This window comes from Rhodococcus sp. BP-349 (assembly GCF_019835845.1).
Lineage (GTDB): Bacteria > Actinomycetota > Actinomycetes > Mycobacteriales > Mycobacteriaceae > Rhodococcoides.
This window is the reverse complement of record NZ_JABUDR010000001.1, coordinates 704,402-718,500: the sequence shown is the minus strand read 5'-3', so window position 1 is coordinate 718,500 and position 14,099 is coordinate 704,402. Positions and strand designations below refer to the sequence as shown.

The window sequence follows — 14,099 nt, the reverse complement described above, 5'->3', positions numbered from 1 at the left end:
ATGGTCTCCGGTCAGAGCAATTCTCAGGTGTGGGCGATGTACTTGGTGGTGAGGTACTCGGCGATGCCTTCGGTGCCGCCCTCTCGCCCGATCCCGGAGTGCTTGACTCCGCCGAACGGCGCAGCGACGTCCGAGATGACTCCTCGGTTGACACCGACCATCCCGGAATCCAGTGCGGTGGACACGCGCCGACACCGTTCCACATCGCGGCTGTAGAAGTACGCGGCGAGCCCGTACTCCGTGGAGTTCGCTGCCTCGATCGCCTCGGACTCGGTGTCGAAACTGCTGATCACCGCAACCGGTCCGAATATCTCGTCCCGGGTGATCGGAGCGTATGCATCGACCTGGTCGAGAACGGTTGCCGGGTAGAAGAATCCCGGGCCGTCAGGTGCACTGCCGCCCAGTCGAACACGGGCGCCCTGCGCCTTCGCCGACTCGACCATCGCCGAGACGCTGTCTCGCTGCGCAGCACTGACCAGCGGCCCGAGCGTGACGCCCTCCTCGTACCCGGCGCCCAGTGTCAGTGCGGACATCCGCGCGGTGAGCTTGTCGGTGAATTCCTCCACCACGTCGGCCTGCACGAGGAATCTGTTGGCCGCGGTGCAGGCCTCGCCGCCGTTACGCATCTTCGCAGCGAACGCGCCATCCACCGCTGCGTCGACGTCCGCGTCGCCGAAGACGATGAAGGGGGCGTTCCCACCGAGCTCCATGGACGACCGCTGCACGCGTTCGGCTGCCTGAGCCATCAGCGCCTTGCCCACGGGAGTGGACCCGGTGAAACTGACCTTGCGGATGCGGTCGTCGTCGAGGACGGCGGAGACGACGCCGCGCGCATCCGTGGTCGGTAGGACGGTGAGCACACCGGCCGGGAGTCCTGCGTCCGCGAACACGGCGGCCAGGGCCAACATGGTGAGAGGAGTCTCGCGCGCGGGCTTGACCACCATCACGTTGCCCGCTGCCAGGGCCGGACCGATCTTGCGAGTTCCCATCGCCAGCGGAAAGTTCCATGGCGTGATCGCCAGACACGGCCCGACCGGAGCATGGTCGACCACGATGTGTCCGGTGCCTGCCGGACCGAGCCCGTATCGCCCGGTGATGCGCACGGCCTCCTCGGCGAACCACCGGAGGAATTCCGCCCCGTACTTCACCTCGGCCATGCTGTCGGGCAGGGCCCTTCCGAGCTCGAGGGTCATCAGCGCTGCGACCTGGTCGCCGCGCGCGATGAGCAGCTCGAAAGCGCGGCGAAGGATCTCACTGCGCTCACGGGGCGAGGTCGCTGCCCAGTCGACCGCTGCCGCCACGGCGATGTCCACCGCGCGTCGAGCGTCGTCGGCGGAGGCGTTCGCGACCGAGGCCACACTCTGCTCGGTGGCGGGGTCGAGCACCTCGAAGGTGGCGTTGGCATCAGCGGGGATCGACTCGCCGCCGATCCAGAGGCCTCTGGGTACACCGTCGAGGACATCTGTGCCGGCGACGGGGGAGAGTGTGACCATGGTGTGTTGGCGTCCTTGTCTTCAGTTGGCGCAGGAGTCGATGGCGTCACCGAGGACAGTGAGCGCATCGGTGAGCAGCTCGTCGTCGATCACGAGCGGAGGCAGGAGCCGCAGGACGTTACCGTAGGTTCCGCAGGTCAGTACGATCACACCCTGCCGAAGAGCTTCTGCTGCAATATTTTTGGTGAGCTGAGCGTCCGGATCGGTGGTGCCGGCCACGACCAACTCGACTGCGATCATGGCGCCGCGGCCGCGGATCTCGCCGATGACGCCTCGACCCTGCGCGACCATACGATCGTCCACGGCTGTCAGCGAGTCGACGATCAGAGTCTCGAGATGGCGAGCGCGGGCCGGAAGATCCAGTACAGCCATCTGGTCGATCGAGGCGAGCGCCGCGGCGCACGCGACGGGGTTGCCACCATACGTGCCGCCGAGGCCGCCGCCGTGCACGGCATCGAGCAACTCCGCGCGACCGGTGATCGCGGACAACGGCATTCCGCCGGCAATGCCCTTGGCCATGGTGATCAGGTCCGGCACCACGCCCTCGTGGTCACTGGCGAACCACTGTCCTGTGCGCGCGAAACCGCTCTGCACCTCGTCCGCGATGAACACCACCCCGTTGTTTCGGCACCACTGGACAAGAGTGGGCAGAAAACCAGGTGCTGGAACGATGAACCCGCCTTCGCCCTGGATCGGCTCGATGATCAGGGCAGCGATCGTGTCGGCGCCGAGCTGCTTGTCCATCGCGCTGATGGCGCGCCGGGCCGCGGCGACACCGTCATTGCCGAGGTCGTCCCGGTACGGGTAGCTCATGGGCATGCGGTAGACCTCGGGCGCGAACGGTCCGAAGTTGTGCTTGTAGGGCATCGACTTCGCGGTCAGCGCCATCGTCAGATTGGTGCGCCCGTGGTACGCGTGATCGAACGCCACGACGGCGTCGCGGCCGGTCGCGAGTCGAGCGACCTTGATCGCGTTCTCGACGGCCTCGGCGCCAGAGTTGAACAGCACGGTCCGCTTCGCGTGATCGCCGGGCGTCAACTCGTTCAGCTTCTCCGCAACAGCGACATAGCCCTCGTACGGGGTCACCATGAAGCAGGTGTGAGTGAATGCCGCCGCCTGCGCGGCTGTTGCAGCGACCACCGCAGGATTGCTCGCGCCCACCGAGGTCACGGCGATGCCGGATCCGAGATCGATCAACGAGTTGCCGTCGACGTCGACGACGACACCGCCTGCGGCCCGTTCGACGAACACCGGCACCACGCTGGTGACTCCGGCAGCAACGGCAGCGCGACGGCGCTCTGCCAATGCCACGGACCCGGGCCCCGGGACGGCAGTGACCAGGCGGCGCTTCTGGGGAATGGCTGTGTCGATCGACTGCTGCATAGTTGTCATCGAATTACTCCTGATAGTGGGGCTGTGCTCTCATGATTGCGCTGCGCCGTTATCCTGTCCAAGACTTGTTCGGCACGAACTCGATGTCCGGAAGGCATAGTGGAACTTCGACACCTTCGCTATTTCGTCGCGATCGCCGACGCGGGTTCGGTGAATGCTGCAGCGACGGCCGTGCGAGTGGCGCAACCCTCCCTGTCCCGGCAACTCCGACAGCTGGAGAACGAGTTGGGCGTCGAGTTGTTCGATCGCTCGGGCAATCGACTCACGCTCTCTCCTGCCGGACACCGATTACTCGGTGATGCCCGGTCCCTTCTGCGGCGTGCGGACGTGTTCGTTTCGACAGCCGACTTCTATGCGCACGGTGGACTTCGTCGTCTGTCCATCGCCGCTCCGACAGTCACTCTCACGGATATCGTGGCGCCGTTCGTCGCGACTCTCGCAGACAGCGACCCGACCGTGGACGTCATCGCTTCGGACGGCAGGGAACTCGCCGACATGGTGACAGAGGGCGCGGACATCGTGATTGCCGCCGACGCCGCCGGCGACACCTACGAGTGTCTCCACCTCGCAACACTTCCGGTACTTGCTTACGCGCACCCCCGTCACGAGCTGGCCGGTCGCGCGGAAGTGACGGTCGACGACGTGTCGAGGGAGCAGCTCGTCCTTCTGCCGCCGGGAACAGCTGCGCGGGAAGCGCTCCGCAATGCCATCAGCAGCTGGGACAGTGACACCGGACGAGCGATCGAAGCGGCGAACGGAACGATCGCACAAGCGCTCGCCGCTGCCGGCCGTGGAATCGCCATCGTGACCGATGACCCCCGATTCGACCTGGCGCCGTCCCTAATACGCGCGAATTCCACCGTGCTGAGCATCCAACTGAACGCCTCCTGGCGCAGTGACCATGCCGGCGCGCACACGCTCGCCGACATAGCTCACCGGCTGCATTCTTTCGTCGCGGAACGTTACCGGGTTGTCCAGAACGAGACGTGACGACCGATACGCGCCGGCCGCACTCCCGAGCACCCCATGCCTCGAAACTCCGGGCCGGTTCGACCGACCACGGCGCGTCGTGAAGTGAACACACCTTTGTCCGGCATGTAGGAATATTTCCGATTGGTAGGCATATTCATGGGCACGTAACGTCGACACAATTGAGAAAAGCGCGGTCTCGAAAGCTCGGATGGCTCGAACTCCGAACGGCGCAGAACATCACCTGCCACGGGGTGAGGCTTGGGCACACCGCACGCGTATTCATGTGTGTTTCAGCGCGATAGTCTTGTCGGACATGTGGCGAATCCACTGAGGGGACATCATGCGAAGAGAGCCGTCACTGCCACCCGCTCATACAGAGAATTGGAATTGGCAACTGGATGCTGCGTGTCGAGGCGAACGATCGGCCTCTTTCTTCGACACAGATTCAGCCAGCGAAGCGACGGCAAAGAAACTCTGCGAAGTATGCCCGGTGGCCGCTCAGTGCCTCGAATATGCAATGGACGCGGAGGAGCCTTACGGGATCTGGGGCGGACTCTCGCCGGAGGAGCGATTTCTCGAGAAGTGGAACAGGCCCGCGTGGCGAAGGCGCCGCCGCCTCTACGCGGCGGGTGCGGGATGGCGGACATAGGGGAACCGGATTCACCACCAGGTGACGCAGCGTGGTGTTCCACATCGAGGCGCAAGGGAGCGTACCCGGCGAAGCACCCGGCAGTGAGGGGAGGAGCTGAGCACTCGCTCGCCCCTCCCCCCCAGCCCCGGCCTCTGATGACACCCAGACGTCGCCCGAGCACGCTCCCGACCTTCGGGTCCCCTGAACGCCGTCAGGCCGGTGTTCCCGCCTCCTGCTCGTCGCGGCCGATGCGCGCGTAGACCGCGGGATTGCGCTTGCGATACACGGCCGCGGTGATCAATCCCAGTGCCACGACCCCGTAGATGACCACGAGCATGAAAGTCGTCGCGGCGCCGGTAGTTCCGGTCAGCAGCGTGAAATTCATGGTGGCGAGATAGAGGACCACTGCCACGGCGATCGCCGAGATGGCAGTCAGGACCGGCGGGACCAAGCTCTCGCCGGGCGCGCGGTTCTTGATCAGGTAATTGACGATGGCCAGCGCGACCATCAGCAGCAGGATCAGGAACGTGTAGGAGTAGAGGCCGGCGAGGCGTCCGTACATCAAGCCCTCGTCCAGCCGCAGCACCACGATCACGAGCAGTCCCACCAGCGAGGCCACCGTCATCGCCACGGACGCCCGGTGCGGTGAGAAGTGCGTTCCATGGACGCGACTGAGCGACCGATGAAGGATGCCGTCGGCACTGAGGTTGAACAGGTAGCGAGTAGTGATGTTGTGCGACGCCAGCATCAACGCAAAGGCGCTGGTGAGCAGTAGCAGCGCTGCGATGTCGTACCCGACGGTTCCGATGTACTCCTTGACACTGGCAGTGGCCGCGCTCGCGGGGTCCTCGGTCACAGCGGTCAGCACCGCCTGTGGACCGTAGGAGTTGACGAACATCCATGCCGTGGCCCCGTAGAGAAGAGCGAGGAGGCCCACCACTCCGTACGTGGCGCGCGGAATCGTCTTGCTCGGATCGCGCACCTCGTCGCGGAAGATCACGGTGGCCTCGAACCCACCGTAGAGGCCGAGGGCGAACATGAACCCGATGCCGATCGACCCCGAGAAAACGGCGTCGCCACTGAAGGAGTCGACCCCGATTCCTTCTGCTCCACCCCGTCCGACCACCGCCAGGTCGTACACCACCAAGAACACCAACTCGAGGGTGAGGAAAAGCGTCAGCACCTTCGCCGAAAGGTCGACTCGGAAATAGCCGAGAACGGAGACGATTGCCGAGAGCACCAGCGACCATGCCCACCACGGCAGGTCGGGGCCGTGCACGACGTCCGACATGAGGGCACGGGCGGCGGTGCCGCCCAGCGCGTACACGCTGAGACACGCGACGTAGTAACACATCATCGCTGTGAATCCAGCGGACAGGCCGACCACCTTCCCGAGCCCGGCACTGATGTAGGCGTAGAAGCCGCCCGCAATGGGGAGTTTGCGTGCGATCGCAATCAGCCCGGTGGCCAGGAACGCGATGAACAGTCCGGCCACCAAAATGGACACCGGAACTCCGATTCCATTTCCCAGAAGAACGGCGACGGGAATGAAACCTATGAAGACCACCACCGGACCGTTGTAGGCCAGCACAGTGCAGACGAGCTCGAACGCTCCCATGTTTCCGCCGAGTTTCGGTGCAGTCGCACCGGGTTCTTCGGTCACCGGTCGTCCGACCGATCCAGTTGACTCCATACCGATGTCTCCGATCATCTCTGGTACGTGACAGCAATCACGCCTCGGTCCGAAGTATGGAGCTCCGACTGATGGTGAACCATCGGTGAACTCACGAATTCGTCAGCGTGGCTTTGGTAATCGACCCGTCGTCGGACAGGACGTGTTACTTCGCCGTCAATTCCTTGGCAACGATCATGCGCAGCATCTCGTTGGCACCTTCACCGATCGGCATGAGCGCAGCGTCGCGCATGTACCGCTCCAGCGGGAACTCCTTGATGTACCCGTATCCGCCGTGAAGCCGAATGGCGTCGTAGGTGACCTCCATCGCCGACTCGGTCGCGAAGATCTTCGCCATCCCGGACTCGGCGCTCGCACGGCCGTCGGCATCGGTCTTGAGAGCGGCGTTGAGGTACAGCAGGCGCGACGCCTCCACCTTCGTCGCCATGTCAGCGAGCCTCATCTGGACGGCCTGATGCTCGGACAGCTTCTTGCCGAACGTCTCGCGCTGCTTGACGTACTCGACGGAATGCTCGAGGGCCGCTCGCGACATTCCCGTCGATGCCGCCGCCATGTAGATGCGGCCACGATCGAGAGCCGCCATCATCTGGTAGAAGCCCTTGCCCTCCTCGCCGCCGAGGAGATTGGCCGCCGGCACGACTGCATTGTCGAAGTTGACCTCGCACAGTTCGAGTCCACGGTGACCGAGCTTCTTGTAGTCGCTGCCGTAGCTCAACCCGGGTGTGTCCTGCTCGACGAGCAGCTGGCTGATGCCTCCGCGGTGTGCTGGTTCGATGGTGGGATCGGTCTTGACCAGGGTCACCAACGGGTTGGCGTGCCGTGCGTGGGTGATGAAGATCTTGCTTCCGTTGACGATGTAGTTGTCCCCGTCGCGCCGGGCGGACAGCGTGATCTTCTTCAGGTCGCTACCCGTGGAAGGTTCCGTGAGCGCGATACCGCTCATACGCCGACCTGCCGCCATGTCCGGCAGGAACCGGTTCTTCTGGTCCTCGGTTCCGAACTCGCTGATCAGGTACCCACCCGAGCTCGTGGTGTAGACCAGACTCGCGAGCGCCATCCAGCCTCGCGCCAACTCCTCGAAGATCAAGCCGTAGCTGACGTAGTCGAGGTCGGATCCGCCGTACTCCTCGGAGACGGTGATACCGAACAGACCGAGATCTGCGAGTTCGGGAATCAGGTCGTCCGGGTATTCGTCCTTGGCCTCGCGCTCCGAGGCAGTGGGTATGACGCGAGCGTTGACGAAGTCGCGCACGAGTTTGCGAAGCTGTACATGGTCGTCGGTGAGGCCGGCGGGTACGAATGCGGAGGGCATGATGTTCCTTGGGTGTCGGGAGAATGAGGACTGGTCGGATCAGGCAGGCGGGTCGGTCCAGGCGTCAGCGGCCTCGGAGATGGTGGGAAACCAGACCCCGTCGTGGCTCACGACATGGTGGAGAAATCGTTCGAGCATCAAGAGATTGAATCCGCGACCGATGGTCTGTGGGTGCAGCGTCCACGTCATCATTCCGCCGGGGCATCTCTCGTAGGCGAAGTCGAACGCGTCCTTCCACCGCTGGAGCACTGTGTCGTTGGACTGCTGTGTCGCACTGCCTTTGAGCAGTTCGAGCTCCGGGAAGTCGTCCAGTCCCCACGACACCGGAAACTCCAGAAGCGGCGACGGATCTCCGAAGGTGTTGCCCTTCTCCAGATCGATCGTGGTCACCATTCGAGGGTGGTACGGGGTGAAGTCTCGGCCCATGAGCGACGAGTCCCAGTCGAACCCGAACTCGGCGAGCACCGCGAGAGTGTTGTCCGTGACGTCGAGAGCCGGTGATCGATACCCTCGCGGACGACGTCCGATGAGCTCTTCGTGCAGACGAACCTGCAGCTCCATGAGCCGCCGTTCCTCGTCGAGCTCCAGTTTAGGAACGTATTCGTGGTAAACCCCGTGCGCCGCAATTTCGTGTCCCCGGTCCACGACGGCGGCGACCGCGTGCGGGAACGTCTGCATGGTGTGCGTGGGAACGCACCAGGTGGTCGTGATTCCGAAGCGATCGAACGTGTCGAGCAAGCGTGGGGCGCCTACCTCCGCGCCGAACTCTCCTCGCGAGAGATTCGATTGGGAGGTCGACCGGAAGGTGCCGATCCACACACTCTGTGCGTCGAAGTCCGGGCTCAGCGAGACGGCCAGACGCTTGCCGTCGGGGAGTTGCAAGGGCATGAGAGGGCCTCTCGGAATGTCGGACAGGACAGGGGGTCGGCTATGTGGATATCCAGCCGCCGTCGACGTGGATGACATCGCCGGTGATGTAGGCAGCGCCGTCGCCTGCGAGGAAGTACACGGTCGCGGCCACTTCGGAAGCGAGGCCGCCTCGCTGCATCGGGATGATCATCTTCATCAGCTCAGGATTCGTGCCGACGCCCACATTCGTGTCGGGCACCACGTCACCGAGTATTTCCTCCGACGTGGCACGGATGCCGGTCTCGACCACACCGGGCGCAACGAGGTTGGCATTGATGCCGTACCGGCCGAGATCGACTGCGAGACGACGCGTCATGCCCTCCAGCGCAGCCTTGGAGGTGACGTAGGCGAGCCCGTCGGGCAGCGCACGCGACGCAGCAATGGACCCGATGAGCACTATCGAACCGGACGACTGCGAGATCATCTGCTGTGCAACTGGTTTGACCACGTTGAACGTGCCGGTGAGATTGATGTCGATCACCCGGTCCCACAGAGCGCGACTGGTCTGTTCGATACCGGCCAAGCCGTCGAACACCCCGGCACAACCGGCGAGCACGTCGATCTGTCCGGCGGCGGCGATCGACGAGACCACACTGCCCACCGCGTCGAAATCGGTGACGTCGACGACGTGCGACTCTGCGCTCCCCTCCGGCAGTGAGGCCATCACCGACTCGAGCCGCGACTCGGATATGTCGAGCAGGTGGACGCGGTCACCGTGCGCTGTGAAAGTGTCGGCCACGGCAGCGCCGATACCACTCCCAGCGCCGGTGATCAGGACGGTGCGCGGTGTTGTCGTCATCTTGGTGATCTCTCGCTAGTGAGTGGACAGGTTCAGGAACACGGGCTGCTGGGCCGGCGCGCCGAGCACGAAGTCGGCATCGCCGCCGCCGATGATGCGACGCTCGCGAATGAACGGCAGTGGTCGGGTCGGATCCGGGCTGTCGATCTCGCGCGCCAACCGATGTCCGGAGAAGATGGCGTCGGCGATGAAGTGCGGACGCACGCAATCGCCGACTCGGTACACCGCGGAGACCTCGTTGGCCTGCCAGTCGTCACGCCGCGCCATCAGGCCGTGATACATCTCGTCGTCCGCTGCTCGGGTGCCGACGAGGACGACCGTGTCGACTCCGATCACCTCGTCGTCACGGTCCGGTGAGCTGAGCCGAACACTGTCCGGGCCGACCGCGGTCACGGTGGTCTCCACGCGTAGTCCCACCTTCAGGTGGCGGAGATCCCGCAGGGTCGGGGTGATTTCACGGGTGTATCGCTGGTACTCACCGATGTGTTCACCACGAGCGGCGAGGATAACCTCGTGCCCCCGCTGAGCCAACATCTCGGCAATGCCGGGCCCCATGAAGTAGCCGTCGGAATCGACGACCACGACACGCTGCCCGACCGGGGCGTCGTCACGCACCACCTGCTCAGGGGTCAGCAGACGATCTCCGAGAACGGCTTCGAGTCCGAACGCCGTTCGATCGTGCGGGTTGATTCCGTCGCGGGTGTAGTGCGACCCGGTGGCGGTGATGATGATTCCGGCGCCGTAGTCGAGGACGTCCTCGACCGTCATCGGGTTGCCCAGGATGACTTCCACGTTGCCCAGCTTGCGTAACTGATGTTCGCGATACTCGATCAGCCGTCGCCACTCGTGCCGACCGGGAAGTGTGGCGACCCAGTCGATGCTTCCGCCGAGATGATCGGCCGCGTCCACCAGGTGGACGTTGCGCATGCCACGCTTGCCCAGCACGGTCGCACATTCCATGCCGGCCGGTCCTGCGCCGATGATGAGTACGTCGTTCTCGTGGTTGGCGGCCCTGGAGAACTTCTCCGGGTGCCAACCACGACGGAACTCCTCACCTGTGGTGGCATTCTGGGTACACCCGATGGGCATGGTGCCGATGTCGCGTGACACGCAGTAGTTGCAGCCGATGCACTCTCGGATGTCCTCGATGCTTCCGGAGTGAATCTTGTTCGGAAGAAACGGATCCGAGATACCCGCGCGAGCGGCACCGATGAAGTCGCACTGGCCTGCGTTCACGATGTCGACCATCGTGTCCGGGCTGTTCAGACGACCGACGTTGACCACGGGTTTCGCCGTGAACGCCTTCAGCCCGCCCACCCAGGGCTTCTCGAAGTTCTCGGCGGCCGTACGCGATGACTGTGCGTCCTGTGCCCAGTCGAAACCACCGATGACGAAATCCCAGTAGTCGACGAGGTCGTCCATGTGCTCGATGAACAGCGGGGTGTCGGCGTCGGCGCGTAACCCGCGGTCACCGAGGCCGAGAGGGGCGTCGAGCGTGTCGACGCCGAGACGCAACCCGACGGCCACATCGGGTCCGACCGCGGCGCGGACTGCCGTGAGAACTTCGCGGTGGAACCGAGCGCGGTTCTGAAGTGAGCCGCCGTACTCGTCGGTCCGGGTGTTGTAGTAGGGGATCAGCAGGTGAGCCAAGATCGACGCGGCGTGTCCGCAGTGCAGGGTGATCAGATCGAACCCGGCCTTCTTCGCTCGAAGAGCGGCCGCAACGTAGATGTCACGAATCTCGGCCAGGGCCGCACCGTCTGCTTCGATGAGGCCGCCTGCGTACGGCACCGCGAGCGCGGACTCCCCCGGGGTCGCCACGATGGCGCGCGGGGTCAACCCACGCCCCTCGGTCATCGGACCGACGGCGGCGTTGTACTCGAGTTCGATCCCGGCGAGCGCGCCATGGCGCTGGATCTCGGACGCGACGTGGGCGAGGTTCCGCACGTCCCCTTCGTCCCACAGCCGCGACATCCGGTGCGGCGACTTGTCCATCTCGGGAGTGATCGTCGTCGCTTCCGTGAAGACGACGCCCCACCCTCCCTCGGCGCGCATGCTGCGGTATCCGGCGGCAGAACCCGAATGGTCCGAGCCGAAACCGATGGCGTGGGGAGTGGCCCAGAAGCGGTTCTTCGATTCCTTCGGACCGATGCGCACGGCGTCGAACAACACGGAGTACCGGCGGGAGAGCGACATGTCCGATTCCTCTTCATGAATGATGATGTGTGAACTGAGATCACGGTAAATCTGGGACCACCGTGGTGTATCTAGTGCGACTCACCGCGGACACCGGCACCAGTTGGTGATACCTACAACGTCCGGGTCGATAGCGGCCATCTCACACCACGGTGAGCTGCCGCTCGAGATCTGCACTGTCCCAATAGAAGCGCTCACTCGAGACGCCGCCGTCGCGGATCTCCTCGGCCACGCAGTAGCGCAGTCGGATGGGCCGAGGTGTCTGCTCGGTGAACGGTGCACCGACGTAGTTCGCGGTCACGTCGAGTTCTCCGATGACGCTGTCCGTGCCAGTGGCCACCATCGTCACGTCGACAACGACGTGACGCAAAGCTGCGAAGTAATCGACGAGAAATCCGCGGACGGCGTCGGTGCCGACGAATGGGTGGTCGACGTCCGCCATGTCCACCAAGACGCAGTCGTCGGTGAAGGTTGCGATGAGAGCTTCGACGTCGCAGTCGGCATAGGCGGCCATCTGGGTGCGAAAGATGGTTTCGAGGGCGTTCTCACTCACGGGTGATCCACTCCTTGATCGGTGACGGGTCGTGTCGGAGCGCCGACGTAGATCGCCCCGCGTGATCGGACGGGAGCGAGAAGCTCCTCCGAATACTTCTCGTCCTCGGTGGCCTGTCTGATCGGACGGGGCCCGGGAAGCGGAAGTTTCAGCGCTTTGTAGACCGCGGACGACATGTAATACGCCGCGGTCAAGGCGAAGACGACGGGCTCGCGGGTCTCGGCATCCCAGATCTGGACGTCGTCGAGGGTCACCGAGATCGCGTCACCGGCGCGTCTGCCGGCGGCGATCACCGGTGCCACCAGTGCGGGATCGGCGGCGAGCACCTGATCGAGCAAGCGCTCGTGGGCGCCGACCTCGCGCCCGGAAGGCAGAGTGTCGGTGCCGGGCAGAAGCACGTCGACCAGAAGGGCTAGGCCCGGGCGGGCGCTGTCGATTTCGGTCACGTCGTTGTCGGGCGTGGTCATACAGGCACCTTCTGCGCGGAAGCGGTCTCGGCCAGATGCATCGCTGCCCGAGCGGCGAATGCGGTGATGGTCGGCGTCGGATTCACCGATGACGAGGTCACGAACACGCTGCCGTCCATGACGAAGAGATTGGGCACGTCGTGTGAGCGCCCGTACTGATCGACCACAGAGTTCTTCGGGTCGTTCCCGCAGCGTGCGGTACCCAACAGGTGCCATCCGACCGACGGCAGCCAGTCGACTCGCCGTGTCTCGACGGCACCGGCCGCCTCGTGTGCCTCGCGCATGCGGGCGACATTGAAATCGATGTTTCGACGCGTGTCCTCGGAGATCTTGTACGTCAGCTTTGGCGCAGGTAGCCCGGACCCGTCCACCATCTCGGTGCTGAGCGTGACCCTGTTCGACTCGTCCGGGAGGTCCTCGATGATGGCACCCCATTCGAAGGATCGGCCCAGTACCCGCTCGACGAGACGCTGTCCTGCCGCGCCGGACCGTTCGGGGAGCGGGAGCTCGGAGTAGCGGTGCAGCACCTCCATCGGGCTGATGATCGGTTGGCACGACCACTTGGCTCCACGCGCGAAACCGCGCGACAGATCGGTCTCAGCGAACTGCATCGAAGTCAGGGAAGCGCCGAAAGGTCCGAGCCAGCTCTCGAGGTCACGTTCGTAGACCCCCATCACACCGACGAAGGGATGCATCATGAGACGGCGCCCGACGAGTCCCGACGAGTTGGCCAAGCCGTCCGGGAAAAGGGACGATGTGGACATCTGCAGGAGTCGCGGGGTCCCCACGCCATTTCCACACACGATGACCACCTGCGCGGAGGTGTGGTGCTCGGCGCCGTCGTCGTCGAGCCAGGTCGCCCCGGTCGCGAGTCCTGCCTTGTCGACGGTGATCTCCCGAACTCGGGCACCTGTGATCAGCCTGACGCCCGCGCCGAGTGCGGCCGGCCACATCGCGACGTCGAAGGATCCTTTGGCTCCCTCGGGGCAACCCGACATGCAGGTCCCCCACCGGGCGCAGGCACCCCTGTCCCCCTCGCTGTGGGTCATGATCGCGTTGGTTCCCGGCCACCAGTGCCAACCGAGCTTGTTCATACCCTCCGCGGCGGTGATGCCGGCGCGACCGATGGGGACACCGGGCTGGGGCAGATCCCACCCCGGCGGAAATGCCGTGTCGCCGTCGACCCCCGACACTCCGACCATCTCGTCGCACAGCGAGTAGTACGGCTCGAGATCCTCGTACGTCAGCGGCCAGTCGTCGGCGACGCCGTAGAGACTGTTGACACGGAAGTCCGAGGGGACGAAACGTGGCCACTCGGCACCGTAGTAGACGGTGCTACCGCCGACCCCGTTGAAGTTCAGCGGGTGAACGTCGGAGTCGACGCAGTCCACCGGGTAGTCCCAGCTCATCTTGCGTACGTTCGGGTCGGGTGACAACGGACCTGCCAACAGCACATCCCGCTCACGCTTGTCACTGGCGTAATGCGCACGGGTGAACCAGCCACCTTGCTCCAGCACCGTGACGCTGAAACCGTCCTCCGCGAGAATGCGTGCCGCGGTGGCGCCCGACGGGCCCGACCCGACGATCAGAACATCCGGAGTCTCGGTCGCTCCGCCGAACTTGCCTGACATGACACTCCCTCGGGCCGTGGTGGCGTTTGCCTACTACCCCCAAGTTAGGAG

12 protein-coding genes are annotated in these 14,099 nt (G+C 64.4%); 2 read left to right on the top strand and 10 right to left on the bottom strand.

Annotation, left to right across the window (positions count from 1 at the left end; genetic code table 11):
- Positions 1–23: 23 nt before the first annotated feature.
- Both HQ325_RS03415 and gabT read right to left on the bottom strand, forming a co-directional pair.
- The gene (locus HQ325_RS03415; protein ID WP_222626706.1) at positions 24–1,493 is read right to left on the bottom strand and encodes an NAD-dependent succinate-semialdehyde dehydrogenase; all 1,470 of its coding nucleotides are present in this window, start codon (positions 1,491–1,493) and stop codon (positions 24–26) included.
- 21 nt (positions 1,494–1,514) lie between these two features.
- On the bottom strand, positions 1,515–2,885 hold the full coding sequence (gabT, locus tag HQ325_RS03410; protein WP_374107180.1) for a 4-aminobutyrate--2-oxoglutarate transaminase: 1,371 nt from the start codon (positions 2,883–2,885) through the stop codon (positions 1,515–1,517).
- Positions 2,886–2,984: 99 nt separating this feature from the next.
- Here gabT and HQ325_RS03405 point away from each other — a divergent pair, with 99 nt between their 5' ends.
- Both HQ325_RS03405 and HQ325_RS03400 read left to right on the top strand, forming a co-directional pair.
- Positions 2,985–3,875 carry a LysR family transcriptional regulator gene (locus HQ325_RS03405; protein ID WP_222626705.1) on the top strand — a complete coding sequence of 297 codons (891 nt, stop codon included), beginning with the start codon at positions 2,985–2,987 and terminating at the stop codon, positions 3,873–3,875.
- Positions 3,876–4,197: 322 nt separating this feature from the next.
- Positions 4,198–4,506 carry a WhiB family transcriptional regulator gene (locus tag HQ325_RS03400; protein ID WP_222626704.1) on the top strand — a complete coding sequence of 103 codons (309 nt, stop codon included), beginning with the start codon at positions 4,198–4,200 and terminating at the stop codon, positions 4,504–4,506.
- 193 nt (positions 4,507–4,699) lie between these two features.
- Here the strand turns inward: HQ325_RS03400 and HQ325_RS03395 are convergent, their stop codons facing one another.
- The 8 genes from HQ325_RS03395 to HQ325_RS03360 form a co-directional block, all read right to left on the bottom strand.
- On the bottom strand, positions 4,700–6,151 hold the full coding sequence (locus HQ325_RS03395; protein ID WP_222626703.1) for an APC family permease: 1,452 nt from the start codon (positions 6,149–6,151) through the stop codon (positions 4,700–4,702).
- Positions 6,152–6,326: 175 nt separating this feature from the next.
- Positions 6,327–7,493: an acyl-CoA dehydrogenase family protein gene (locus HQ325_RS03390; RefSeq protein ID WP_204870069.1), complete on the bottom strand. Its 1,167-nt coding sequence runs from the start codon at positions 7,491–7,493 to the stop codon at positions 6,327–6,329.
- A gap of 39 nt (positions 7,494–7,532) precedes the next feature.
- Positions 7,533–8,381, bottom strand: coding sequence for a polysaccharide deacetylase (locus tag HQ325_RS03385; RefSeq protein ID WP_222626702.1), 849 nt, complete (start codon positions 8,379–8,381; stop codon positions 7,533–7,535).
- Positions 8,382–8,421: 40 nt separating this feature from the next.
- Entirely contained in the window at positions 8,422–9,201 is a 780-nt protein-coding gene (locus HQ325_RS03380) for an SDR family NAD(P)-dependent oxidoreductase (RefSeq protein ID WP_222626701.1), read from the bottom strand.
- A 15-nt stretch (positions 9,202–9,216) separates the two neighbouring features.
- Positions 9,217–11,397 (bottom strand): FAD-dependent oxidoreductase, encoded by a 2,181-nt coding sequence (locus HQ325_RS03375; protein ID WP_222626700.1) that lies wholly within the window; start codon positions 11,395–11,397, stop codon positions 9,217–9,219.
- 142 nt (positions 11,398–11,539) lie between these two features.
- The gene (locus tag HQ325_RS03370; protein ID WP_222626699.1) at positions 11,540–11,950 is read right to left on the bottom strand and encodes a nuclear transport factor 2 family protein; all 411 of its coding nucleotides are present in this window, start codon (positions 11,948–11,950) and stop codon (positions 11,540–11,542) included.
- A complete protein-coding gene (locus HQ325_RS03365) occupies positions 11,947–12,417 on the bottom strand; it encodes a hypothetical protein (protein WP_222626698.1) in 471 nt (156 codons plus the stop codon). The genes HQ325_RS03370 and HQ325_RS03365 overlap by 4 nt, the downstream gene beginning before the upstream one ends.
- On the bottom strand, positions 12,414–14,048 hold the full coding sequence (locus tag HQ325_RS03360; protein WP_222626697.1) for a GMC family oxidoreductase: 1,635 nt from the start codon (positions 14,046–14,048) through the stop codon (positions 12,414–12,416). The genes HQ325_RS03365 and HQ325_RS03360 overlap by 4 nt, the downstream gene beginning before the upstream one ends.
- Between the last annotated feature and the right edge of the window lie 51 nt (positions 14,049–14,099).